21 protein-coding genes are annotated in these 23,855 nt (G+C 63.9%); 11 read left to right on the top strand and 10 right to left on the bottom strand.

Annotation, left to right across the window (positions count from 1 at the left end):
* Window positions 1-46: 46 nt before the first annotated feature.
* The 4 genes from HY836_RS13050 to putA are packed head-to-tail and all read left to right on the top strand — an operon-like array spanning window position 47 to window position 8,594.
* On the top strand, window positions 47-865 hold the full coding sequence (locus tag HY836_RS13050) for a polysaccharide deacetylase family protein (RefSeq protein ID WP_290676584.1): 819 nt from the start codon (window positions 47-49) through the stop codon (window positions 863-865).
* Between the two features lies 1 nt (window position 866).
* Window positions 867-2,300, top strand: coding sequence for a putative glycoside hydrolase (locus tag HY836_RS13045; RefSeq protein ID WP_290676583.1), 1,434 nt, complete (start codon window positions 867-869; stop codon window positions 2,298-2,300).
* A 21-nt stretch (window positions 2,301-2,321) separates the two neighbouring features.
* Window positions 2,322-4,799: a serine hydrolase gene (locus HY836_RS13040; RefSeq protein ID WP_290676582.1), complete on the top strand. Its 2,478-nt coding sequence runs from the start codon at window positions 2,322-2,324 to the stop codon at window positions 4,797-4,799.
* 30 nt (window positions 4,800-4,829) lie between these two features.
* Window positions 4,830-8,594, top strand: a complete 3,765-nt coding sequence (gene putA / locus HY836_RS13035) for a trifunctional transcriptional regulator/proline dehydrogenase/L-glutamate gamma-semialdehyde dehydrogenase (protein ID WP_290676581.1) — start codon at window positions 4,830-4,832, stop codon at window positions 8,592-8,594.
* 36 nt (window positions 8,595-8,630) lie between these two features.
* Here the strand turns inward: putA and HY836_RS13030 are convergent, their stop codons facing one another.
* The 8 genes from HY836_RS13030 to HY836_RS12995 all read right to left on the bottom strand — a co-directional run bounded on the left by HY836_RS13030 (window position 8,631) and on the right by HY836_RS12995 (window position 15,000).
* Window positions 8,631-9,383 carry an SDR family oxidoreductase gene (locus HY836_RS13030; protein WP_290676580.1) on the bottom strand — a complete coding sequence of 251 codons (753 nt, stop codon included), beginning with the start codon at window positions 9,381-9,383 and terminating at the stop codon, window positions 8,631-8,633.
* A gap of 67 nt (window positions 9,384-9,450) precedes the next feature.
* Window positions 9,451-10,035: a TetR/AcrR family transcriptional regulator gene (locus HY836_RS13025; RefSeq protein WP_290676579.1), complete on the bottom strand. Its 585-nt coding sequence runs from the start codon at window positions 10,033-10,035 to the stop codon at window positions 9,451-9,453.
* Between the two features lie 32 nt (window positions 10,036-10,067).
* Complete coding sequence (locus HY836_RS13020) at window positions 10,068-10,868, bottom strand: hypothetical protein (protein WP_290676578.1); 801 nt, start codon at window positions 10,866-10,868, stop codon at window positions 10,068-10,070.
* A gap of 69 nt (window positions 10,869-10,937) precedes the next feature.
* Window positions 10,938-11,378, bottom strand: coding sequence for a hypothetical protein (locus HY836_RS13015; RefSeq protein WP_290676577.1), 441 nt, complete (start codon window positions 11,376-11,378; stop codon window positions 10,938-10,940).
* Window positions 11,379-11,521: 143 nt separating this feature from the next.
* Window positions 11,522-12,496: a PA2778 family cysteine peptidase gene (locus HY836_RS13010; RefSeq protein WP_290676576.1), complete on the bottom strand. Its 975-nt coding sequence runs from the start codon at window positions 12,494-12,496 to the stop codon at window positions 11,522-11,524.
* Between the two features lie 3 nt (window positions 12,497-12,499).
* A complete protein-coding gene (locus HY836_RS13005) occupies window positions 12,500-12,901 on the bottom strand; it encodes a PA2779 family protein (protein ID WP_290676575.1) in 402 nt (133 codons plus the stop codon).
* An 88-nt stretch (window positions 12,902-12,989) separates the two neighbouring features.
* Window positions 12,990-13,766, bottom strand: a complete 777-nt coding sequence (locus tag HY836_RS13000; protein ID WP_290676574.1) for an enoyl-CoA hydratase — start codon at window positions 13,764-13,766, stop codon at window positions 12,990-12,992.
* 37 nt (window positions 13,767-13,803) lie between these two features.
* Window positions 13,804-15,000, bottom strand: coding sequence for an acetyl-CoA C-acyltransferase (locus HY836_RS12995; RefSeq protein ID WP_290676573.1), 1,197 nt, complete (start codon window positions 14,998-15,000; stop codon window positions 13,804-13,806).
* Between the two features lie 304 nt (window positions 15,001-15,304).
* Here HY836_RS12995 and HY836_RS12990 point away from each other — a divergent pair, with 304 nt between their 5' ends.
* The 7 genes from HY836_RS12990 (at window position 15,305) to HY836_RS12960 (ending at window position 22,148) form a co-directional block, all read left to right on the top strand.
* Window positions 15,305-17,008 (top strand): CocE/NonD family hydrolase, encoded by a 1,704-nt coding sequence (locus HY836_RS12990; protein WP_290676572.1) that lies wholly within the window; start codon window positions 15,305-15,307, stop codon window positions 17,006-17,008.
* A gap of 123 nt (window positions 17,009-17,131) precedes the next feature.
* Window positions 17,132-18,367 (top strand): voltage-gated chloride channel family protein, encoded by a 1,236-nt coding sequence (locus HY836_RS12985; protein ID WP_290676571.1) that lies wholly within the window; start codon window positions 17,132-17,134, stop codon window positions 18,365-18,367.
* 149 nt (window positions 18,368-18,516) lie between these two features.
* Window positions 18,517-18,894 (top strand): DUF1924 domain-containing protein, encoded by a 378-nt coding sequence (locus HY836_RS12980; RefSeq protein ID WP_290676632.1) that lies wholly within the window; start codon window positions 18,517-18,519, stop codon window positions 18,892-18,894.
* A complete protein-coding gene (locus HY836_RS12975) occupies window positions 18,891-19,352 on the top strand; it encodes a diheme cytochrome c (RefSeq protein WP_290676570.1) in 462 nt (153 codons plus the stop codon). Before HY836_RS12980 ends, HY836_RS12975 begins: the two co-directional genes overlap by 4 nt.
* The gene (locus tag HY836_RS12970; RefSeq protein ID WP_290676569.1) at window positions 19,324-20,031 is read left to right on the top strand and encodes a cytochrome b/b6 domain-containing protein; all 708 of its coding nucleotides are present in this window, start codon (window positions 19,324-19,326) and stop codon (window positions 20,029-20,031) included. The genes HY836_RS12975 and HY836_RS12970 overlap by 29 nt, the downstream gene beginning before the upstream one ends.
* A gap of 29 nt (window positions 20,032-20,060) precedes the next feature.
* Window positions 20,061-20,720 (top strand): response regulator transcription factor, encoded by a 660-nt coding sequence (locus HY836_RS12965; protein WP_290676568.1) that lies wholly within the window; start codon window positions 20,061-20,063, stop codon window positions 20,718-20,720.
* Window positions 20,721-20,732: 12 nt separating this feature from the next.
* Complete coding sequence (locus tag HY836_RS12960) at window positions 20,733-22,148, top strand: ATP-binding protein (RefSeq protein ID WP_290676567.1); 1,416 nt, start codon at window positions 20,733-20,735, stop codon at window positions 22,146-22,148.
* Here HY836_RS12960 and HY836_RS12955 read toward each other — a convergent pair.
* Both HY836_RS12955 and HY836_RS12950 read right to left on the bottom strand, forming a co-directional pair.
* On the bottom strand, window positions 22,135-22,845 hold the full coding sequence (locus tag HY836_RS12955) for a phytochelatin synthase family protein (protein WP_290676566.1): 711 nt from the start codon (window positions 22,843-22,845) through the stop codon (window positions 22,135-22,137). The genes HY836_RS12960 and HY836_RS12955 overlap by 14 nt on opposite strands.
* Before the next feature lie 6 nt (window positions 22,846-22,851).
* Complete coding sequence (locus HY836_RS12950; RefSeq protein WP_290676565.1) at window positions 22,852-23,784, bottom strand: SGNH/GDSL hydrolase family protein; 933 nt, start codon at window positions 23,782-23,784, stop codon at window positions 22,852-22,854.
* Window positions 23,785-23,855 lie beyond the last annotated feature (71 nt).

Below are 23,855 nucleotides of genomic sequence, written 5' to 3'. Positions count from 1 at the left end.
ACTGGTTTCAACTGCCCACGCCACAAGGGCGGCAAAGACCCCGCTGATGCTGCTTGCGCCTGACACCCTACGCCAAAGCCGCCGAACCTGGCTGCAGCAAGCCGCCGGCCTGAGCGCCCTGAGCCTGACCAGCCACTGGGCTCGTGCCACAGCCAGCCCCAGCCAGGCCATCATCCTTTGTTATCACCGCTTCGCCGACACAGTCGTCGACAGCATGACGGTGCGCAAAACCACCTTCACCGATCACATCAAGGCGATCACCGAATCAGGTGCGCACGTGATCCCTCTGGCCGATCTGGTGGCCTTCCGGCAAGGCAAGCTCAAGCAACTGCCGCCTCGCGCCGTGGTCATCACCGTGGACGACGGCCACCGCTCGGTCATCGAGGTGATGGACCCCATGGTTCGCCAGACCAGATGGCCCATCACCTTGTTCATCTACCCGTCGGCCATCTCCAACGCAAGCTATGCCATGCGCTGGGAGCACCTGCAGCAGTTGCAGGCCACAGGCCAGTACAACATCCAGTCGCACACCTACTGGCACCCCAATCTGGTCAAGGAACGCAAGCAGCAATCTCCTGCTGACTTCGAACGCTTTGCTCGCAATCAGTTGAAGCGGTCCAAGGCGGTGCTGGAACAACGCATGGGCAAGCCCGTGTCCTACCTGGCCTGGCCCTTCGGCATGTTCGATGAGGGCCTGATGGAGATGGCCGCGTCGGAAGGCTATCAAGCCTCGCTGGCGCTGGAGAACAAGGCCTGCACAGCGAGTGATCCGATGCAAGCCCTGCCAAGACACCTGATGGTTGATGCACTCGGTGGCCAACGTCTCAGACAGTTGATCGATTTGGCTTTTTCAACAGGAGCCTGACATGAGCACCGCTGGCAAAAAGGTTTGGACTTGGGGCGGCTTGATCGCCCTGGCGGCGGCCCTCGGGGTAGGCGCCACGCTGACCCACATCTGGCCAGCCCATGCGCAACCGGGCAACGTGGCCAGCACACCAGCCGCGACACCCTCCGCCACACCGCCTGCCGCCTCTACACCACCTGTTGTCGCGGCCACCTTGCGCGGCATGGTGATCGACGCCGACACCAAACAAGGTATCCCGCTGGCTTATGTGGTCAGTGGTGACCTGACGGTGCGCACCGACCACGATGGTCGCTTCACCCTGCCAGCATCGATGGCGGGGCAAGCCGTGGGCGCCCGCATGCCGGGCTATCGCCAACAAAGCGGCAAGCTGCAACCCGCGGCGTCGGGCATGACCGTCCTGCCCCTGCGACAGTTCGACGCACGCGGTCTGTACCTGTCGGCCTGGGGCATTGGCAGCAGCAAGCTGCGTGGCGATGCGCTGGAGTTGATGGCGCAAACCAAGCTCAACACCCTCGTCATCGACATCAAGGGCGACGCCGGCATCGTGCCCTACCGCAGCGAGGTATGGGAGAAGCTGGGCTACCCCAAGCAGACCGTGGTCACGGTGCGCGACATGCCCGCCCTCATCAAGGATCTGCATGATCGCGGCATCTACCTGATCGCCCGTGTCGTTACCTTCAAGGACGACAAGATGGTGCAGGTCAAACCGCAATGGGCGGTCAAAACCACATCCGGCGCCATCTTCAAGGACCGCGAAGGCCTGTCATGGCTGGACCCGTCCATCCCTGACACCTGGGAGCCTGCCGTGGCCATGGCCGAAGAAGCCGCCAAGCTCGGATTTGACGAGATTCAGTTCGACTACGTGCGCTTCCCCGACACGCCTGGCCTGCAGTTCTCGCAGCCCAACACCTGGGAGATGCGCCCCTTCATGATCTCGGCCTTCCTGGACAAGGCCCGCAACCGCCTGGCCAAATACAACGTCTATGTCTCGGCCGACATCTTTGGCTACGTCTGCTGGAACACCAATGACACCCTCATCGGCCAGCAACTGGAAATGCTCGCCGATCGCATCGACTACCTCTCACCCATGCTCTACCCATCCGGCTTCACCTGGGGCATCCCGGGCCACACGATGGCCGTGGGCTCGTCTTATGAAATCGTGCACCACTCGCTTCGGGCTGCAATCGATCGCTCCGGCATGGGCGGTGTGCGCTTTCGGCCTTGGCTGCAGGCATTCAAGGACTACGCCTTTGACCGCCGCGTGTTTGGCGACAAGGAAATCCGCGCCCAGATCCAGGCATCAGAGGACGTTCACACGCATGGCTGGTTGCTGTGGAATGCCAGCAACCACTACAGCACCGCCGGTCTGGACTTGAAAAAACAGCCCGCGGCACCAACTGGCAGACCATCGTCCACCGTGGCCAGCGCGCCCTGAATGCGCGCAGCCCTACACACCATGCGCCTTCGGCTTGCCTGCCTGCTGACTGCGGCCTGCGGGCTCTACGCCGAGCACGAGCCAGTGCACGCGCAAACGCATACCCAAACGCCGGCCACACTACCCGCATCACCTCAACAAGCTGTCTCGCTGTCAGACAGGTTGGGGCCGGCCATCGGCGCAGCCGTGCGAGCCCAGATGGATGCCGGTGCCATGCCGGGTGCCGTCGTGCTCATTGGCAATGAAGAAGGCGTGCAGTTCAAGCAAGCTTATGGCTGGCGTGCCTTGCAATCTGAACGTGAGGCCATGAGCACCGACACGGTGTTCGATCTGGCCTCGCTGACCAAAGCAGTCGCCACCACCACCGCCGTGATGCAACTCGTGGAGCGCGGGCGCCTGAAACTGGATGCCCCCGTGGCACGCTACTGGCCCGCCTTTGCTGCCAACGGCAAGAGGGACATCACGGTGGCGCAACTGCTGGCCCACACCTCCGGCCTGCGCCCCGATCTGGACAGCACCCCGCCGTGGTCGGGCTATCAGACCGGCCTGAACAAGGTCATCGCCGAAAAGCCTCAGACACCGCCGGGCACCCGCATGGTGTACAGCGACATCAACTTCATCGTGCTGGGCGAACTGGTGCAGCGCGTGAGCAAGCTCAACCTGCCCGACTACGCCGAACGCCACATCTTCCACCCACTGGGCATGAAGGACACGCGCTTCCTGCCTCCGGCCGAGATGCGCCCGCGCATCGCGCCCACCGAACTGCGCGGCGATGGCTCGATGATGCGCGGCACCGTGCACGATCCCTTTGCCCACCGCATGGGCGGCTGGGCCGGCCACGCTGGCTTGTTCGGCACCGCCGATGACCTGGCCCGCTTCGCGCACGCCATGCTGCATGTGGCCGCCGGTGATGCGCAGCCGAATCGGCGTCAGGCGCAACCGGCACGGGCCTACCCTCTGCTGCGCGCCGAGACCTTGAGCCTGATGATGCAGCGGCAGTCACCCGCAGAACAATCCGAGTGGCGTGGCCTGGGCTGGTCACTGGATGCACCCTGGTCGCCGCAAAGAGAAACACTGCCACCATTGGGCCTCATCGGCCACACCGGCTACACCGGCACCGGTCTGTGGATCGACCTGCTGCACAAGCAGTACCTCATCGTCCTCAGCAACCGCGTGCATCCGCGCGGGCTGGGCGATGCGCGGCCCCTGCGCCGGCAGATACAGGCCCTGTTGTCTGCCACCTATCCCGTCACGACCGCATCGGTGCTGGCAGATCGCCTGCCCGCGCTGCAGGAACAGGTTGCACAGGCAAGCTCACCAGGCGTCAACGTCACGGCACTCCCCGCCATGAACGCGGCGAACACGACCGTGATGACGGGCATCGACGTCCTTCGCAGCCAGCACTACAGCGCGCTCACCGGGCAAAGGCTGGGCCTCATCACCAACCTGTCGGCGGTGGACAGCAAAGGCTGGCGCACGCTGGACCGCCTCAGCACCGCACCCGGCCTGCAGCTGCGCAAGGTCTTCACGCCGGAACATGGCCTGAACCGCGACCAGGAAGGCCAGATCGCCTCGGGCACCGATGCCGTCTCGGGCCTGCCGCTGATCAGCCTGTACGGCAAACAGTTGCGCCCCACACCGGACATGCTCAAGGACCTCGACACCCTCGTCTTCGACATGCAGGATGCCGGTGCGCGCTTCTACACCTACATCTCGACCATGGGTGAAGCCATGCAGGCAGCCGCCCAGGCTGGCTTGAACTTCGTGGTGCTGGACAGGCCCAACCCCGTGATCGCAGACCGCGTGAGCGGCCCCGTGCTGGATGCCGACCTGCGCTCCTTCACGGCCTTTGCCGAACTGCCCGTTCAACACGGCATGACCTTGGGCGAGATCGCCCGCTGGCTGCACGATGACATCCGCACCCGCACCGGCCTGGAGGTCAAGCTGCAGGTGATCAGCATGCAAGGCTACAAGCGCCCCATGCGCTTCGAGCAGACAGGCCTGGACTGGGTGCCGCCCTCACCCAACCTGCGCACCCCGACCACCGCCATGCTCTACCCCGGCGTGGCCTGGGTGGAAGGCGCCAACATCAGTGTGGGGCGAGGCACCGACAGGCCTTTCGAATGGGTGGGCGCGCCTTGGGTCGATGCCGACAAACTGGCCGAGGCCATGAGCGTCGACAAGGTTCCAGGCCTGACCATCAGCGCCGTGCACTTCACGCCCGCCAGCGGTCCGTATCAGAACCGGCTCTGCCATGGCGTGCAATTTCGCATCACCCACCGCGATTTATTCGATGCCCAGTTGCTGGGCCTGAGCCTCACGCGCCAGTTGCGCCAGCAAAACCCGAGCTTCCAGGTCGACAAGACCCTGGGCATGATCGGGTCTCGCGACACCCTGGCTCGCATCAAGGCAGGGCAGTCGCAAGAGGCCATTGCCCACAGCTGGCAAGACCGATTGCGTGACTTCATGACGCGGCGCGCGACTTACCTGCTTTACTGAACGGGCCGCATGGCTTAAGGTGGCAGGGAGATGACGCCGAACCTCCGCCCCTTCCACTCGCTTGGGCTGGCTTTGCGCACCCAGCGCCATCCTCTGCGTGAGGCCATCACCCTGGCCACTCGCTGTGATGAGCCTGCGTGCGTGCAAGCCCTGCTGGAGGCCGGCACCCTGACGCCGGAGCAGGCCGAATCCGCCCGATCGCTGGCGCTTGACCTTTCCATCCGCCTGCGTCAACGCAAGGTTCAGGGTGGCCGTGATGGTCTGGTACAGGCGCTGATGCAGGAGTTCTCACTGAACTCGCAAGAAGGCATTGCCCTGATGTGCCTGGCCGAAGCCCTGCTGCGCATCCCCGATCTGGCCACCCGAGACGCCCTCATCCGCGACAAGATCGCCGGCAGCAACTGGACGGCCCACCTTGGGCACAGCCCGTCGCTGTTCGTCAACGCCACCACCTGGGGGCTGATGCTCACCGGCAAGCTGGTCAGCACGCATGGCGAGACCGGCCTGCGTGCCGCACTCAAGCGTGTGGCCATCAAGGGCGGCGAGCCCCTGATCCGCAAGAGTGTGGACGTGGCCATGCGCCTGCTCGGCGAGCAGTTCGTCATCGGCGAGACGATCCAGCAGGCCCTGCACAACGCCCGTGCGCAAGAGGCCATGGGCTTTCGCCACTCTTACGACATGCTCGGTGAAGCCGCGCTCACTGAAGAGGATGCGCAACGCTACCTGAAGGCGTATGAAGACGCGATCCATGCCATTGCGCTGACCACCGGGGGGCGCTCGCTCTACGATGGGCCTGGCATCTCGATCAAACTCTCCGCCCTGCACCCTCGCTACAGCCGCGCCCAATACACACGGGTGATGGACGAGCTCTACCCGCGCCTCCTGAGCCTGTGCACCCTGGCCCGCGACTACCACATCGGCCTCAACATCGACGCCGAAGAATCGGAGCGCCTGGAGTTGTCGCTGGACCTCATGGAGCGCCTGTGCCTTGAGCCGGCCATGCAGGGCTGGGATGGCATCGGCTTTGTGGTGCAGGCCTACCAGAAGCGCGCGCCTTTTGTCATCGACTACCTGATCGATCTGGCAGGGCGCAGCGGACACCGCCTGATGGTGCGACTGGTCAAAGGCGCCTACTGGGACAGCGAGATCAAGCGCGCCCAGATCGAAGGTCAGCGTGATTACCCGGTCTACACGCGCAAGGCCCACACCGACCTGGCCTACCTGGCCTGCGCGCGCAAGCTGCTGTCGGCGCCCGCCGAGGTCTATCCGCAATTCGCCACCCACAACGCGCACACGCTGGCATCGGTCGTCGAGCTGGCCGGACCAGATTTCAAGGCTGGGCAATACGAGTTCCAGTGCCTGCACGGCATGGGTGAGCCCTTGTATGAGATGGTGATGGGCCCGGTCGAACAAGGCGGTCTGGGCCGCCCCTGCCGGATCTATGCGCCTGTCGGCACGCATGAAACCCTGCTGGCCTACCTGGTGCGGCGCCTGCTGGAAAACGGCGCCAACTCATCGTTCGTCAACCAGGTTGCCGATGAGGACGTCGATCTGGATGCTCTCGTGCTAGCGCCCGGCACGGCCGTGTTGCGTGCCGCCGATGCCGACGGCGTGATCGGCGCCAGCCACCCGGGCATCCCGCTGCCGGAAGCGCTCTACGGCACCGAACGCCCCAACAGCATGGGCCCCGATCTGAACAGCGACCTTGTGCTGGCACAGTTGCATGCCGACCTGAGCCGAGAATCGCTGCCTCATGTGGAGGCCGCCCCCATCGTGGCCCATATCCGGGATTCGAGGTCGGCGCTGGATCAGTTGATCCGCAACCCCGCCGACCGCCGTGACACCGTTGGCACCGTGCAATGGGCCGATGTCGATGATGTGCTTCAAGCCTGCGCCACGGCGGCACAGTTTGCAGCCCAATGGCAGCACACACCGGTGACACGCCGCGCCGCCATGCTGGATACCGCCGCCGACCTCATGTGCCAGCGCGGCCCCATGCTGCTGGGCCTGCTGGTGCGCGAAGCCGGCAAAACCCTGCCCAATGCTGTCGGTGAAGTACGTGAAGCCATCGACTTCCTGCGCTACAACGCGGCTCAAATCCGAGCGGATCTGCACGACGGCCACCACCTGCCACTGGGGCCGGTGGTGTGCATCAGCCCCTGGAACTTCCCGCTGGCCATCTTCACCGGGCAAGTGGCCGCCGCACTGGCCGCCGGCAACACCGTGCTGGCCAAGCCCGCCGAGCAAACGCCCTTGATCGCCGCACAGGCCGTGCGCATCCTGCATGAAGCGGGCATCCCGCGCGTGGCCTTGCAGATGCTGCCGGGTGAAGGCGAAACCATCGGGGCCGCCCTGGTTGCCCACCCCGCCATTCGCGGCGTGATGTTCACCGGCTCCACACAGGTCGCACGCCACATGCAGGCCCAACTGGCCTCCCGCCTGAACGAGCGTTGGCAGCCCTTGCCCCTGGTGGCCGAAACCGGTGGCCAGAACGCCATGGTCGTCGACTCATCAGCCCTGCCTGAACAGGTCGTGCAGGATGTGTTGAGCTCGGCTTTCGACAGCGCCGGCCAGCGCTGCTCCGCGCTGCGCGTGTTGTGCCTGCAGGAGGACATCGCCGAGCGCGTGCTGCACATGCTCAAGGGCGCCATGCGTGAACTGCGCCTGGGGCCCACCGACAGGCTGGACACCGATGTCGGCCCGCTCATCGACCAGGATGCACTGGAAGCCATCGAGTTGCATATCGCGGCCTTGCGCGCCTGCGACCGTGACGTCTATCAAGCCGACACCGCCATCGCCGGCGCGCAGGACCACAGGCACGGTTGCTTCATCCCCCCCACGGTGATCGAACTGCAAAGCCTGGATGAGTTGATCCAGGAGGTATTCGGTCCCGTCCTGCACGTGCTGCGTTTCAAACGAGATGAGTTGGGTGCAGTCGTGACCCGCCTCAATGAACTGGGCTATGGCCTGACCATGGGCGTGCACAGCCGCATCGACGAGACGATCGACTTCATCACCGAGCGCGCGCACATCGGCAACATCTACGTCAACCGCAACATGATCGGCGCCGTGGTGGGCGTTCAACCCTTTGGTGGCGAAGGGCTCTCGGGCACCGGGCCCAAGGCGGGTGGGCCGCTGTACCTGCATCGGCTGCTGCATCAAAGCCCTGACACCAGCCTGCGCGCGGCCCGCCTGAAGGCGCTGGCAAAGCGACGTGCCCCAACGCAAGCACTGGCTCCCCTGCAAACCTTCCTTGACTGGCTGGAAGCCGCGCCCACACCCCACGCCCAAACGCTGTCCTTGCACGCCCAACACCTGCTACAAACAAGCCCACTGGGGCTGGACATGAATCTGCCTGGGCCGACGGGCGAGCGCAACCGCTACCGTCTGCTGACCAAACGCGCCGTGCTGTGTCTGGCCAGCGCGCATTCGGATCTGCTCTATCAGTTCGCCACCGTGCTGGCAGCCGGCACCCAGGCCGTCTGGCTGGATCACCCTTCCCTGGCGCCATTGCTGATGCAACTGCCCGACGAGCTGCGCGAACGTATCCATCTGGTGAGTGACATGGCCGACGCCCCGTGGCAGGCCGTGCTCATGCACGCCGAATCGGTCGATGTGATCGAGATGGCCGAATACCTCAGCGAAAAGCCCGGCCCCATCCTGCCCTTGCAGACCTTGCCGCCGGGCTGGCGTCAGATGGGAGGCTTCAGCGTGTGGCGCCTGCTGAGCGAGCAGTGCATTTCGGTCAACACCGCAGCAGCGGGCGGCAACGCGAGCTTGATGAACCTGGGCTGATGGGCCTGCCACGTGAGCTGGTTGCCGGTACCACGGTCACACCTGGCTGAGCCCCCCGTCGACGACCAACTCCGCGCCCGCAACAAATGAAGCATCTGCGGACGCCAGGAACAAGACCGCCTTGGCAATTTCTTCCGGCTGCCCCAGACGCCCGAGTGGAATGCGCGGAATCAATCCTTGGGCAGCCGCTTCAGCCTGCTCTGGCGTGGCACCGTTTCGGCCGAAGATGGGCGTCCAGGTTGGACCAGGGCTCACCGCATTGACACGGATCCCGAGTGGCGCGAGTTCCGCTGTCGCTGTACGCACCAAAGCGCGCAAACCAGCTTTGGCTGCGGAGTAGGCCCCCAGCCCTGCCCACCCTCTTTCATTGGCCACCGAGGTATTGACCACCACCGACGCACCCGGCGCCAGATGTGGAATCAAGGCTTGCAAAGTCAGCCAGGGGCCCTTCAGGTCAACGCTGATGACAGCGTCGAAATCAGCCTCGCTGCCTTGCGCCAGGCTGCCCGCCTTCAAAATGCCTGCGTTGAGAAACGCCACATCGACCTGACCAAACTCTGCGCGAATCTCGCTCAAGAGCGCGCTGACGTCCTCCTGCCGGGCGGTGTCTGACACGCGCACCGCGCTGACACCAGCCAGCGCATCACGTGCCTTGGCCACACTGTCATCACGCGAGCCCGTGACCACCACGCGTGCGCCCTCCTCAATGAACAGGCGCGCTGCGGCCAGACCAATACCACTCGTGCCACCCGTCACCAGTGCCACCTTGCCTGCAAGTTTCGAAGACATGTTCAACTCCATTCTTGACCGACCGGTCAATATTAAGGTAAAAAAATTGACCGCAAGCCATTTGCGATCAAACCAGCCATGCTCTGGCCGTACTCATCACGCTGCGAACCACCGCCGGGTCGGATCGCAGACGGGCCAGGACGGCCAAACCTTGAGCCAAGGCCAGCAGTGACTGCGCCGCAACCTTGGGCTGCAAGCCAGGGGGCACTTCTCCCGCCTGACGTGCACGCTTGAGCGCACGAACCAGCGCGGCCTCCATCAGTTCAAACTTGCGCTGCAAAACGCCAGCCATGACCTCGTCGCGCCGCCCCATCTCGGCCACACTGTTGCCGATCAGACAACCCGAGAAGTCAGGCGCCAATGACACGGCCTCCCAACTGTCGATCACCTTGTGCACATTGCACAAGCCCGATCCTGGCGCATCCAGCACCGCCACAAAACCAGGTTCGATCACAGTTTTGAAATAGTGATCAACCGCAGCCAGAAACAGGCCTCTCTTGTCGCCGAATGCGGCGTAAAGGCTTTGGCGCCCGAGGCCGGTCGCTGCTTCCAGTTGGGTCAACCCGGTCGCGTCGTAACCGTGACGCCAGAAGACCATCATGGCCTTGCTCAGCACCTCTTCGGGATCAAAACTGCGTGGACGACCGCTCATGGCGTCATCCTATCAAATTATTGACTGAACAGTCAATAATCAACATCCGTGCGTGAGCGAGGACTGAAACGCACGGACATGGCGCCCAGATCACCGAACCGCAGAGACAGGTCATACGCCACTGGCAACGGAAAGGTGCCGGCATACGAACCCGTGATCACAGCCTGCCCAGCCTTCAGCCCGACCCCCTGCTCCCGCAGGTACTCGACCAACCAATAAAGGGGCAGCCTGGGCAGCGGATCAGGGTGCTGGCCGGCACGAGCTTGCTCAGGGCCTTCATCAATGCGCACGCCGATGGGCATCACACGCGTGAGAGCGGCCGCGTCGCCGTCCACCTCCGGGCCGATGAAAAGCCCTTGATTGACCAGGCCATCAGCCAGCTTGTCAGCAAAACTCAGCACGGCCGGATCGTTGTAGCGGCTGTCGATCAACTCCAGGGCCAGGTGCGTGGACGCGATGGCCGCATCCACCTCATCGGGTGAATAGGGTTGTGCTCGCACGGGCAAATCACGCCCAAGGAGGAAGGCCAATTCTGGCTCCACACGCACAGCGCCCTCGCTCGCCCAGACAGGGCATGGCGCCGAGCCCGCCTGACGGTGGATGGTGCTGGCATAGATCGGGGCGACCACCAGCTTGTCGGGCCCAGGCGTGCCGCACTTCCAGCCACCCACGGCATCGCCCATCAAGGGCATGACAGCGCGCTGGATGGCCATGGCTTCTTGCAATGAAGCCGGCCTGAGGCTGTCAGGCAGACAAGGGCCTTGAAGCCCTTGGAGCCGGCGCTGTGCCAGGATGGCCGCAGCCGCTTGCGCGTTGGCAGAAGTGTTGTTCATGAGCAGGACCGTTCAAGGACGATCCGCCATTGTCCACCCATGTGCCCACCTGTGTGGCGATGGGCCGACTCAGTGCAGACCCAGGCGGGAGGTGCTCCACCAGCTGCCGACATCCATGTCGCTCGACACTTGATCTGGCGTAGCGCGTGCCTCGCTGGCCGACGGCACATGCTCAACCAGTACGCGAGGCTTGTCGATCAACCTGGCAATATTGATGCGTGCACCGCTGCGCACGTCGGTGGCTTTGACAATCTTGCTGAGCTTGAACACGCGCTCGGAGCCACTGTTGGAACACCAGGCGGTCATGCGCCGACTGGTGGGGTTGATCTTGAGCACGCGCACCATGGTGAACTGCATGACCCCGTTGTCATCCACATGAACCAGATCCCAGTGGGTGGAGATGGGGTTGACGCCCGGATGTGGTTCAACTGGCCAGAAGATCGCCCAGGCAATGCCGACGAAACCGACTGCCATGGCGACCCACGCGATGGTTTGAGTATCGATGTCCATGCCGCGCTCCCTTTATCAACATGTGGCACTCCACACAATGTAGACAAAGCCCATGCGCCAACAAACCCGCCGAAAGGGGGGACCCCCTCCAAATTTAGGGGGAGGCTATCCCTAGAGTGGGTGTGTTCCCCGCCACGTCTGCGTTATTTCCCTGAAAGGGTTTGCCGCACTTCGCTCAATGTGGCCCGAGCTGCGGGCAACCACCGAGGCTCCGCAATCTGCGCACGCTTCACGGCGCGCTCGGCAGCCGCCAGCGCGGCCTCGCGCTCACCCAGCTTCAGGTGCGCCATAGCCAGGTTGTTCCACGCAGCTGCGCCGTCATGTTCGCGCGCCGCGCTGGCCAGGACTTCAGCGGCACCACGCGCGTCGCCAGATGCCATCAGGGCATTGCCCAAGCCGAGGCTCATGACCAGGTTGTGCGGCCATCGCTGCAAGGCTGTGCGATAGGCTGACACGGCTTGCTGAGGCGTGGCCAGACGCTCGAAGGTCACGCGCCCATCGGTGACGTCCACTTCGCTGGATGCCGCAGGCAGTTGGTCAGGCTGCAACACCACAAAACCCCATTGGCCAGACCGTGCCCAGGTGTATTCGAAGGTGTACAGCGGCAGGCGTTGCAGCTCGGTGGTACCCGAGCGCATCAGCACATCGCCTGATGGCAGGTCGTAGCCGATCACCACCGCGTAATGCCATACCGGGTAGATGGCCAGCCCGAGGTTCAGCAGTACCACAACGGGATGCCCGGCAGCCACCTCGTGCAACAAGGCCGGCAAGCCTGGTTCAATACGCGTGCTGATCAGACCATGACGGCGTGGCGCAGCCAACATGTCGATCTGAAGACTGCCCTTTCGGCCTGGCAGGAACACGCTGCGCGTGAGTTCATCCGGCGTGATGCGCACACCAGCGGACTGCATCACGGTGGCCAGCGCGGCGGGCCCGCATTGCAATTCGGACTGAGGGAAAAAAGGTGTGCCCGACAACACCGCTTGCGATGGAATGTCGACAGGCGGCTGCGCCAGCAGGGCTCGCGTCTGCTCAGCCTGCATGGAGGCGCAGCCGTGCAGCCCGAGCAGGCTGCACGTCAGGGCCAGCGCACCCAGCAGGCGCGATGGACCGCGCATCAATCAGCGGATCGAGCGCGTGAAGGGGAAGACCTTCGTGAAGCCCAGGATGTCGGTGATCAGCAGCAGCACGAAGATGAACACAATGGTGCCCAGGATGTCGGAGGCGCCGGCGGGGGCCTTGTCGAGCTGGTCAGCCAGTTTGGTCACTTCGGCATCAGACAAGGAAGCCACGCGTGCGCGGGCAGCGTCCATGTCCACGCCCTTTTCCATCAGGGCCTGTGCCACGTCGGCACGGTTGAGCGTGTCCATCACATGGGCACGGCGTGCAGCGATCTGGGCATCGGCTGAGGCCACGGCCACGGCATCGGTGGCGATGGTGGCCGCCTGCGCAACTTGCAGCCCAGCGGTGTGGCTCAGGGCGATGGCCACGGTCATGGCAATGGCTTTGCGAGAGAGTTTCATGTAAATGTCCTACAGCGTGTGATGAAACAGGGTAACAGGATACAAGGCGTGTGTTAACGCCCTGTAACCGTCCTTCCATCAGCCTCGATCAGTTCGTGGTCCAGTTCGGCTTGCGCTTTTCCAGGAAAGCATTGACGCCTTCACGCTGGTTGGGGCTGTCAAACAAGTCCACAAACTTCTCACGCTCGATGGACAGTGCCGCGTGACGTGGCACACCCTGGCGCGCGGCATGGATGAGCTGCTTGCTGTAGGCCACGCCTTCGGGGCTGAGCGTGGTCACGCGCTGCGCCATCTCCGTGGCCTTGGCCAGGGCGGCACCGGTGTCCACCACCTCTTCCACCAGGCCGATACGCAGTGCGGTGCCTGCATCCACGCGTTCGTTGGTCAGGATCATGCGCTTGGCCCAGCCTTCGCCCACCAGCCAGGGCAAGGTCTGCGTGCCGCAACCAGCCGGCAACAGGCCCACTGACGGCTCGGGCAAGGCCATCTGGGCGTGCCTTTCAGCGATGCGCACATCGCACGACAAGGCGCATTCCAGCCCCCCCCCCATGGCATAACCATTGATGGCCGCGATCACGACGGCGCGGGCTTCCTGCAGCGTGGCAAAGGCCTCGCCAAAACGTTGGGCCACATCACGTGCCACGGCCTTGTCGCCGTCAGCCATGACGTTGAGATCGGCGCCGGCGCTGAAGAACTTCGGGCCCTGGCCCGTCACGATGATGGCACGCACGCGTTGATCGGCATTGAGCTTTTCCACCGTGCCCTTGAGCTGGCGCAGGCCGTCAAGCGACCAGGCATTGGCGGGGGGGCGGTTGAGCGTGATGGTGGCGATGGCGCCGCTGGCGTCGATATCGAGTTCGATCATGGTGATGTGTTCAGAGAGGGTCGACAGAAAAGGAGTTTCAGGCGGGGATCTCGATGGCCATGGCCGTGGCCTCGCCGCCGCCAATACACAGTGAGGCGACGCCTCGGCGGCCACCCGTGCGGCGCAATGCATGGATCAAGGTGACGATGATGCGGGCACCGGTGGCACCAATCGGATGGCCCAGCGCGCATGCGCCTCCGGCCACGTTGACCTTGGCGTGCGGCAAGCCAAGTTCGCGCATCGCATGCAGGGCCACGATGGCAAAGGCCTCGTTCACTTCGAACAGGTCCACATCGGCTGCCTGCCAGCCAGCCTTGTCCAGCACGCGCTGGATGGCCGGTACAGGCGCCGTGGCGAACTGACCGGGCTCGGCTGCATAGGTGCTGTGGGCCACGATGCGGGCCAGCACCTGCTGGCCGCGATCTTGCGCCACGCTGGATCGTGTCAGCACCAATGCAGCAGCGCCATCAGAAATCGACGCCGAACTCGCTGGGGTCACCGTGCCATCGGGGCGGAAGGCGGGCTTGAGGCGGGTGATCTTGTCGGGCTGACACTTCGAGGGCGTTTCATCCTGGCTGATCACCAGCGGCTCGCCGCGCCCTTTGAGCGTGACCGGCGTGATCTCGGCCGCGAACAAGCCCGCCTCGACGGCCGCGCGCGCGCGCAACACCGAATCGGTGGCATAGGCATCCTGCTGCGCCCTGGTGTAACCCTGTTGCGCGGCCACCTGATCGGCGTAATGGCCCATCAGTTCGCCGCCATAGGCATCCTGCAGGCCATCGAAGAACATGTGGTCGATGGTGCGGCCGTGGCCCAAGCGCTGGCCGGCGCGTTCGGCGGGCAGCAGATAAGGTGCGTTGCTCATGGATTCCATGCCGCCAGCCACAAAGAAATCAGCCACGCCGGCACGCAACTGGTCATGCGCCAGCATCACGGTCTTCATGCCGGAGCCGCACATCTTGCTCAGGGTGGTGGCGCCGACCGAGTTGGGCAAGCCCGCCGCCAGCGAGGCCTGCCGTGCAGGCGCCTGGCCCAGGCCGGCCATCAGGCAGCAGCCCATCAGCACTTCGCCGATCTCGGCGCTGCCAGACAGGCCCGCTTGCGCCAGCGCGCCGGCAATGGCGACACCACCCAAGGTGGTGGCATTTGTGGACTGGAACTGCCCCTGAAAGGCGCCAATCGGGGTGCGCGTGGCACCAACGATGACGATGGGGTCTGCTTGTTGTGCGCTCACCGGGTCTCCTTCAGTGTGATCCTGATCAGACCAAGAGGATGCCACGAAGGATGCCGCCAACGACAGATCTGTCTCATGCAACCCCTTCCCTGTCCGAAAACAGATCTACACCGAAGCGGTTATGCCAAAAGAAAACCGCTTGCGCCACGAAGACTGACGGGCGCTTGACATTCAACGGGTATCCCCCAACAGGTGATATCCGAATCACTTACATCTGTCGTGAAACATAGACTGATTTGACACATCAACCAGCCCTCGGGCCAGCGGCGCCGTCAGAGCACCGTGGAAGACATCTGGAGAAGACATGAGCAAACGTTGGAGCGCCCTGTGGGGTGCGGGGCTTTCCTTGTGCGCCGTCAGCGCCTCGGCCGCCATCACCTGTCAACCCGTCGCACCGGGTGAGGCCTACACCGGCTACCTCACCAGCCCCGGCAAGATCAACCCCGACAACGGCACCTGCTTCGTCAACAAGCTGTCGCTGACCACGCACGACGGCGTCAAGCTCACCGCCAACGTCTTCCTGCCCAAAATCAGCAGCCCGGATCAGAAGTTCCCGACCATCATCATGGTCAACAGCTGGGTCTGCCCGGACTGGGAATACATCGGCCAGGCCTACAAGCTGGCCAAGGACGGCTACATCGTCATCGAATACGCTTCGCGCGGCTGGTGGAAGTCCGAAGGCATCACCAGCGTGGCCTCGCCGGATGACATCAAGGATGTCAGCGACATCGTGGACTGGCTGGGCGCCAACGTGCCGGTGGACCAGGCCAACATCGCGATCAGCGGCATCTCCTACGGCGCCGGCATCTCACTGCTGGGCCTGGCCCGTGAGCCCCGCATCAAGACCGCTGCCGCCTTGTCGGGATGGGCCAGCCTGGAAGAGCAACTCTATGCCCAGGAGACCACCAACAAGTCCAACCTGAACCTGCTGGTGGGTGTGGCCCCGATTGCCGGCAAGCTGGATCCGGAAGTCAAGGTGCTGCAGGCCGACCTGCTCAACCCGGACACCACCCAACAACGTGCCGACGAGATCCGCGCCTGGGCCCGCCCACGCTCGCCTTTGTTCGAGATCGACAAGATCAATGCGCGCCGTGCCCCTGTCTTCCTGAGCAAGAACTACTCGGACGAGATGTTCACGCCCAACTCGACGCTGGACATGTTCAGCCAGTTGCAAGGCCCCAAGAAAATCCTGCTCAACAAGGGCTGGCATGCCACGGCCGAAGCGCTGGGTGCCCTGCTGGGTACGGACAACTACATCTATGACCAGGCACACCGCTGGTTCGACTACTGGCTCAAGGGCAAGGACACTGGCATCATGGCCGAGCCGCAAGTCGACATGGCCGTGGGCAATGGCTCGACACGTGAACGCCTGGCCACCTGGCCGGATGCCACGGTCAAGAACATGACCTACTACATCGCCCCTCGTGGTGACGTGCGCTTCCAGCTGGACTGCTTCTGCACCAAGGGCATCAACGGTGCCCTGCAGACCTCGCCCAGCGGCCTGATCATCAATGACAGGCTCAGCAGCGCTGGCGACACCGTGGCCACCACGGGCATTCCGCTGGTCAGCGAGCTGCTCAGCGGCGCGGGCATCTTCCCCATCGCGGCACCAGCCCTGGTCAACCGTGCCCATGGCGTGGTCTACAACGGCCCGAAGCTGACGAGCACGCTGAAGCTGCGCGGCATCCCCAAGGTGCAGTTGCAGATGCGCCCGGCCCAGGCTCAGGCGCAGGTGATCACCTACCTGTATGACGTCGACGAGTTCGGCATCGGCAAGCTGATCACCCACAGCGCCCGCTCGGTTCACTGGGCCACACCCGGCAAGACCATCAGCTTCCCGATGGACTTCCACATGATGTCGTACGACGTGCCCAAGGGCCACCGCCTGAGCCTGGTGGTCGACACCAAGGACCCGCACTACGCCCCGGCCAACAAGACCGACTTCAAGTTCGATCTGGTCTTCAACGGCAGCACACAGGCCACTTTGACGATCCCGTACATCAACTGAGGATCACGGGGTGCCCGGCCCCCACCCCATGCCGGGCCACTACAATTCCTGAACGGAAGCCCCGATGGCCCACGATTTGCATGAAGGACATGCAGATCCGGGCCATCGGCCTTTCCACTCAGCATGAACCTCCCCGAGCAATTCGACCTCCTGCCTCAGGTCAGCAAATGGTTGCTGCTGGCCACCCTGGTGGCCATCCTGGCCGGCTCGGCCTCGGCCCTGTTCCTGGTCTCGCTGGACTGGGCCACCGCGACACGTGAGGCCAACCGCTGGTTGATCTGGTTGCTGCCCCTGGCTGGCTTTGTGGTCGGCTGGGTCTACCTCAAGTTTGGCCAGAGCGTGGAAGGCGGCAACAACCTGCTGCTCGATGAAATCCATGACCCCAAGCGCACCATCCCGCTGCGCATGGCACCACTGATTCTGCTGGCCACCGTCATCTCGCATCTGTTTGGCGCCTCGGTGGGGCGCGAAGGCACGGCCGTGCAGATGGGCGGGGCGCTGGCTGACCAGCTCACCAAGTTGTTCAAGCTGTCGCCCCACGATCGTCGCCTGCTCCTGATGGCGGGTATCAGCGCGGGCTTTGCCTCCGTGTTCGGCACCCCCCTGGCGGGCGCCGTGTTCGGGCTGGAAGTGCTGATGGTGGGCCGCATGCGCTACGACGCCCTGTGGCCCTGCTTCGTGGCGGCCATCGTGGCCGATCAGGTCACCAGGCTCTGGGGCATCCAGCACGCCCACTACGCCATCGGCGCGGTACCTGGCCTGACGGTCTGGACCCTGATTGCCGTGATGCTGGCCGGCAGCATCTTCGGTCTGATCGGGATGCTGTTTGCGCAATCAGCCCATCTGCTATCAAGCCGCGTGAAGGTCTGGATCAGCCATGCACCGCTGCGCCCTGTCGTCGGTGGCGTGATCCTGGCCGCTGTGGTCTGGTTTGGCGATGGCTGGCGTTACATCGGCCTGGGCCTGGCGCCCGTGGCCGAGTCCTTCCAGCAAGCCGTGCCCGCATGGGATTTCGCGGGCAAGCTGCTCAGCACGGTCTGGTCCCTGGGTTTTGGTTTCAAGGGTGGCGAGGTGACGCCCCTCTTCTTCATTGGCTCGACCCTGGGCAATGCCCTGGCGCCCTTGCTGCATCAGCCCGTCGGCTTCATGGCGGCACTGGGCTTCGTGGCGGTGTTTGCGGGTGCAGCCAACACGCCGCTGGCCTGCACGCTCATGGCCATGGAGCTGTTTGGCGCGCCAATTGGCCTGTTTGCGGCGCTCGCCTGTGTGATCAGCTACCTGTTTTCGGGCCACACGGGCATCTACAAGGCCCAACGTGCCGGGCAGGCCAAGCACGACGCTTCGCTGCACGACAAGTAAGCCCATCACGAGCGTTCTTATCACGGCCGAGCCTTAAGGAAGCCATAAGGCTGGCCCACCATCATGGCCCCCAAGGAGTCGCCATGATGACTACACAACACTTCACCACACTGCTTCGCGGAGCCACCCGTGCCCCCAGGCTGGTTGCCATGCTGATCGTCAGCCTGGGAGGCCCTGGCACGGCCTTCGCCGACACGCCCCAAAAACTACTGGCCGCCTATGCCGCACAGGCCGGGCGCGCTGCAGACGCCCAGCGCGGCCAGCAATTCTTCACAGGCCTGCACGGACGCGAGTGGCGCTGTGCGAGCTGCCATGGCGCCACGCCGACTCAGGCCGGCCAGCACGCCGCCACGGGCAAAGCCATCCGCCCGCTGGCGCCCGCCTTCAACCCTGATCGTTTCACCGAAGCCGCCAAGGCCGAGAAATGGTTCCGCCGCAACTGCAATGACGTGGTCGGGCGCGAATGCACCGCAGCCGAGAAGGCCGATGTCCTGGCCTGGCTGATCACCCTCAAGGAGCGCCCATGAGATCCGCCCCACTGTTGCTGGCCTTTGCGTCGGCCGTCGTACTCGTCAGCGCAGCTCAGGCCGATGATGACAAAGGCCAAGCATCCCGCGTGCCGCTGCATCCCCGCTACCAGCAGGAGTGTGCAGCCTGCCATGTCGCCTATCCACCTCGGCTGCTGCCCGCCGAATCCTGGCAAAGGCTGATGACAAACCTGCCGCGCCACTTCGGCACCGACGCGTCACTCGATGCCACCACCACCCGCCAACTGAGCGATTGGCTGGCCGCCCATGCTGGTGAGCGCCGCGCACCACCTCAAGACCGCATCACCCGCTCATCGTGGTTCCTGCATGAGCACGACGAGGTGGGCGCATCCACCTGGCAGCGCGTCAGCATCAAGAGCCCATCCAACTGTGCGGCCTGCCACACCCGAGCAGACCAAGGAGATTTCAATGAACGATTCATCCGCATCCCCCGCTGAGAAGGTGCTCGTGTGGGACATGCCGGTGCGCCTGTTTCACTGGCTGATGGTGCTGTGCTTCGCCGGCGCCTATCTGACGGCGGAAACAGAGCGCTGGCGACTGGTCCACGTGACGCTGGGCTACACCATGGCCGGCCTGGTGACCTTCCGCCTGATCTGGGGCCTCGTCGGGACGCGCCATGCGCGCTTCGCCAGCTTCGTGCGCGGCCCTGCTGCCGTGCTGCGCTACCTGCGCTCACTCCCTACTGCTCAACCGCAACACCATCTGGGCCACAACCCGGCGGGCGCGCTGGCCATCATGCTGATCCTGGGGCTGACCGCAGCCGTCACCAGCACCGGGTGGGCCAATTTCAACGAGCTGGGCGGCGAGTGGCTGGAAGAAGCGCATGAAGTGCTTGCCAATCTGATGCTGATCATCATCGGGGTCCATGTGGCCGGTGTATGGTTGAGCAGTCGCCTGCACAAGGAAAATCTGGTGCGTGCCATGATCACGGGCTACAAGACTGGCCAAGCGCGGGATGGCATCCGACGCGCCTGGACCAGCCTGGCTACGTTGATGCTCGCAGCGGTGCTCGCCTTCTGGTGGCTGCAATGGCAACAGGCTCCGACGCCAGCAAAGCAAGCCGCTATGCAATCTCAAGATGCGGGCCATCATGGCGATGACGATGATGACGATTGATCCCCACCAACCAAGGACACGGGCACCCCATGCGCATCCTGCTCGCTGAAGACGATCTCCTGCTGGGCGATGGCCTGCAGGCTGGCCTGCGTCAACAGGGCTTCCAGGTGGACTGGGTGTGCGATGGGGAGGCCGCCGACCGTGAACTGCGCACTCAGGCGTACGCGGCCGCCGTGCTGGATCTGGGCCTGCCCAGGCGCGATGGCCTCGACGTGCTGGCCACCGTGCGCCGCGTGGGCATGACGCTGCCCATCCTGATCCTCACGGCGCGCGATGCCGTACCTGATCGCATCAAAGGGCTGGATCTCGGCGCCGATGACTACGTGATCAAGCCCGTGGATCTGGATGAACTATCGGCCCGACTGCGGGCGCTCATTCGACGCGCCCATGGGCAACCACTCGACAAGCTAAGTGCACAAGACATCGAACTGGACCCAGCCGGGCGAACCGTGCAGCAAGGCGGACAGACCGTCACGCTGTCGGGCCGCGAGTTCGATCTCCTGCATGCCCTGCTGCTCAACGCCGGGCGCGTGCTGTCTCGCGAACAGCTGGAACAGCATCTCTACAGCTGGGGGCAGGAAATCGACAGCAATGCCATTGAGGTCCATGTGCACCACCTGCGCCGCAAACTGGGCAACCCCTTGATCCAGACTGTGCGCGGGGTAGGCTACATCCTACCCAAGGACTGAGGCCGTTCAAGCATGCGTGCTCCCCTCTCCATTCAGAGCCGACTGCTGGCGCTGGTGACCACCAGCGTGCTGGCCATCTGGTTCGTGGCCATCGGCCTGACCTGGGTCGACGCCCGTCATGAACTCGATGAGTTGCTGGACAGCCACCTGGCCCAGGCGGCCGCCTTGCTGGTGGCGCAGCAGAGCCACACCCAGGATGATGATGACCATCATCTGGATGCCCCCAGCCTGCACCGCTACGCGCCCAAGGTCGCGTTTCAGGTGTTCCACGAAGGCCGCCTTGCATTGCGTACGAGCAATGCGCCCCAGACCCCCATGGTTGCGATGGCAGGCCGTGACGTCGCCAACGACGACGACGATGACGGCGCACATGTGGATGCCCACGAAGGCTATCGCACGGTCGAGATCAACGGCACGCGCTGGCGCGTATTCGCCACCCGCGGCGCCGAGCGTGATGTGCAGGTTTATGTCGGCGAGCAAATCGACTCTCGGGCCGACATCCTCATGGCGATTCTTCACGGGATGCTGTGGCCCATTCTGGTCGCCCTGCCCTTGTTGATGCTGGCCGTGTGGCTGGCCATTCGGCGCGGCCTGCTGCCCTTGAGGCAGATTCGCCAGACGCTGGAGGCCAGGCCGGCGCATGCGCTGGCCCCCATCGAACTCCACCACACCCCCGCCGACCTGAGCCCCTTGCTGCAAGCCCTCAACGGGCTGTTTGGCCGCATCTCGACGCTGCTGGAATCCGAGCGGCGCTTCACGGCTGATGCAGCACATGAGTTGCGCACGCCCATTGCCGCCATCCGCACACAGGCTCAGGTGGCGCTGGCCGAATCGCAGGAAGTGCCACGCCGCCATGCGCTGCAGGCCACGCTGGCGGGCTGCGATCGCGCCACCCGACTGGTTGAGCAATTGCTGACGCTGTCCAGGCTGGAATCGGGGCAGGCACTGGATCTGCAACCGCTGGACCTGGCTGCCTTGACCCGCCAGGTCATGGCCGACAGCGCAAGCCAATGGCTGGACAAACAACAGCTCGTCGAGCTGGATGCCCCCTCGTCGCCCTGCATGGTGACGGGCAATGCCACGCTGCTGAGCACCTTGATCCGCAACCTGATCGACAACGCCTCACGCTATAGCCCAGCGCACGCCCATATCCACCTGACCCTGGATAGGCAGCCAGGGCATGGGCTCACCTTGATTGTCGAGGACAGTGGACCCGGCATGAACGAGGCTGATGCGGCCAGACTGGGTGAGCGATTCTTCCGGGTGCTCGGCAACGAGATGCCAGGCAGTGGCCTGGGATGGTCCATCGTCAAACGGGTTACTGCAGTTCACCATGCCGAAGTTCGCGTGGCACGCTCTCCCCGCCTGGGCGGCTTGCGCGTCGAGGTGACCTGGATGACACCGGAACCAGGCTTCAAGGCTCGATGAGCAGAAGGCCTCGCATGGCCTGCGCACTGTCATCATGCGTGTTCATCGCCGCCAGCAAATCGGCGGACTTCACCAACCAGGAGCCGAATGCCTGGTTGACATCGAGCACCAGCACCAGATCCTCTGCCTCCAGGAAAGCCGCGATCGGCGAGTGATGACCGCCGCCTTTGCCAAACAAAGGCGTGCGCGAGAAGTTCACGATGTAGCGTCGATCTGGCTCATTGACGCGCCGCAGATGCTGCCGAAACGCGGCCAGATCCAAACCCCGCAGCACCGTCACGCGCGCCCCGCTGAAGCGAAGGCGTGCCACCTGAGCCAGCGCGTCCAGGGTGATGCCTGAAGGCAGATAGCCCGCCAGCGTGCTGATGCCGGATCCCTCCAGTACCGCAGTCTGATCCATGGGTTGACCCATCGAATGGGCCACATTCGCCAGGCTCGTTGGCCCACAAAATGACAGGTTGCGCTGGTACTCGATATGAGACCGATAGCGCGAGGCGACCGGCATGGCCCAGGCTTTGGCCAGCCAGTGGGCATCGCGCAGAACACGGGGTGCCGGGGATGCCTGCGACGCCACCACATGCGGCGCGCTGGCCACCGCGGCCACCTCGGCCTGGGCGGGGCATGCCCACAAGAGGAACAGCGCCAACAGGCCAGCCCACGGCCAGCTGCATGGGCGATGCCCCTTCTGGTCTTGCATGACCAATCAGATCAATAGTGGCTTGCGCCGGCGTCCAGCGTGCAACAACATCAGGACGGCACCGATCCCCATCAAACTGGGTACACCAGGTTCTGGCACAGCTGACGCAAATGCGCGGCCCAGCATCTGATTGGTGAAGGCAGTCGGGTGTTGCCCATCCCAGAACAGATAGGCATCGGGCTGCTGACAGGTCGTGCCGGCACTGATGTTGAAACAGGCAGCCACCGTCTCCACACCCGTCGCTTGCAGCGAAGGGATTTGCGCAGACATGAAACCCGCCGTGTCGAACAAGGTCACATTCATGCCCTCGTACCGCGTCGCCAGACTGCTCATACCCGCCAGCAAGAGGCGGTTGTATTCGTCCGTGCGCAGCGCCGCCGCCGCTTGATAGGCCGCATCAGATTGCTGACCCGCAGGCGTCAGGCTCAAGTCCGGCATCAAGGGAATGTAGAAATGCCGAGCACCAAGGTAGTACAGGCCGTCAACGTTGGCCACCATGTTGCCATAGGCTTTAGTCGAGGTCTTGGCTGACCAGATGTTGCCACCGGTCAAAAAGTCATTGGGGCCGGCCCATACGAAATACAGCGCGTCCGGATCTGAGCTTCGCCCGCGTATCTGCTGGGCGTAGCTCATGATTTGGCCGGTCACACCTGTACCATCGAGAAAGGGCCCGCCCTGGTTATTCATGCCGGTCTGCGCGCCGCCTACGGCGTAGCTGGTCACCGGCACACCCAGGTCAGCAGCCATGGCTTCTACCGCCACAGCCCCATTGGAAAAGCGGCCCTGGTAGTAGGGCTCGCCGGGATACCCACCCAGAAAGGGCAGGGACAATTTGTACAGATTGCCTGTGTCAGACAGGCTGTCTCCAAAGGCGATGATCTGCGAGTAGGCGGCCAGAACCTGCCCTGCGCCCATCATGGCCAGCAGCGCGACCAGCATCCGTTTCGACAATGAATGGCGACTAGACAATTGGCAGGCCCTTCTGAATCAGGGTGACACAAGCCTTCATG

The organism is Aquabacterium sp. (assembly GCF_016234775.1).
GTDB lineage: Bacteria > Pseudomonadota > Gammaproteobacteria > Burkholderiales > Burkholderiaceae_C > Aquabacterium.
The sequence above is the reverse complement of the archived record's forward strand: the minus strand, read 5'-3'. Positions and strand labels throughout refer to the sequence as shown.

Bases quoted from the DNA above. Each gene is read 5' to 3' on its own strand.
- HY836_RS13050 (WP_290676584.1), top strand. From the start codon at position 47: ATGCTGCTTGCGCCTGACACCCTACGCCAAAGCCGCCGAACCTGGCTG.
- HY836_RS12970 (WP_290676569.1), top strand. From the start codon at position 19,324: ATGAACGATTCATCCGCATCCCCCGCTGAGAAGGTGCTCGTGTGGGAC.
- HY836_RS13020 (WP_290676578.1), bottom strand. From the start codon at position 10,868: ATGAACAACACTTCTGCCAACGCGCAAGCGGCTGCGGCCATCCTGGCA.
- putA (WP_290676581.1), top strand. From the start codon at position 4,830: ATGACGCCGAACCTCCGCCCCTTCCACTCGCTTGGGCTGGCTTTGCGC.
- HY836_RS13040 (WP_290676582.1), top strand. From the start codon at position 2,322: ATGCGCCTTCGGCTTGCCTGCCTGCTGACTGCGGCCTGCGGGCTCTAC.
- HY836_RS13030 (WP_290676580.1), bottom strand. From the start codon at position 9,383: ATGTCTTCGAAACTTGCAGGCAAGGTGGCACTGGTGACGGGTGGCACG.
- HY836_RS13010 (WP_290676576.1), bottom strand. From the start codon at position 12,496: ATGCGCGGTCCATCGCGCCTGCTGGGTGCGCTGGCCCTGACGTGCAGC.
- HY836_RS13045 (WP_290676583.1), top strand. From the start codon at position 867: ATGAGCACCGCTGGCAAAAAGGTTTGGACTTGGGGCGGCTTGATCGCC.
- HY836_RS12975 (WP_290676570.1), top strand. From the start codon at position 18,891: ATGAGATCCGCCCCACTGTTGCTGGCCTTTGCGTCGGCCGTCGTACTC.
- HY836_RS13025 (WP_290676579.1), bottom strand. From the start codon at position 10,035: ATGAGCGGTCGTCCACGCAGTTTTGATCCCGAAGAGGTGCTGAGCAAG.
- HY836_RS12950 (WP_290676565.1), bottom strand. From the start codon at position 23,784: ATGCTGGTCGCGCTGCTGGCCATGATGGGCGCAGGGCAGGTTCTGGCC.
- HY836_RS13015 (WP_290676577.1), bottom strand. From the start codon at position 11,378: ATGGACATCGATACTCAAACCATCGCGTGGGTCGCCATGGCAGTCGGT.
- HY836_RS12965 (WP_290676568.1), top strand. From the start codon at position 20,061: ATGCGCATCCTGCTCGCTGAAGACGATCTCCTGCTGGGCGATGGCCTG.
- HY836_RS12980 (WP_290676632.1), top strand. From the start codon at position 18,517: ATGCTGATCGTCAGCCTGGGAGGCCCTGGCACGGCCTTCGCCGACACG.
- HY836_RS12960 (WP_290676567.1), top strand. From the start codon at position 20,733: ATGCGTGCTCCCCTCTCCATTCAGAGCCGACTGCTGGCGCTGGTGACC.
- HY836_RS13005 (WP_290676575.1), bottom strand. From the start codon at position 12,901: ATGAAACTCTCTCGCAAAGCCATTGCCATGACCGTGGCCATCGCCCTG.
- HY836_RS12955 (WP_290676566.1), bottom strand. From the start codon at position 22,845: ATGCAAGACCAGAAGGGGCATCGCCCATGCAGCTGGCCGTGGGCTGGC.
- HY836_RS12990 (WP_290676572.1), top strand. From the start codon at position 15,305: ATGAGCAAACGTTGGAGCGCCCTGTGGGGTGCGGGGCTTTCCTTGTGC.
- HY836_RS12985 (WP_290676571.1), top strand. From the start codon at position 17,132: ATGAACCTCCCCGAGCAATTCGACCTCCTGCCTCAGGTCAGCAAATGG.
- HY836_RS13000 (WP_290676574.1), bottom strand. From the start codon at position 13,766: ATGATCGAACTCGATATCGACGCCAGCGGCGCCATCGCCACCATCACG.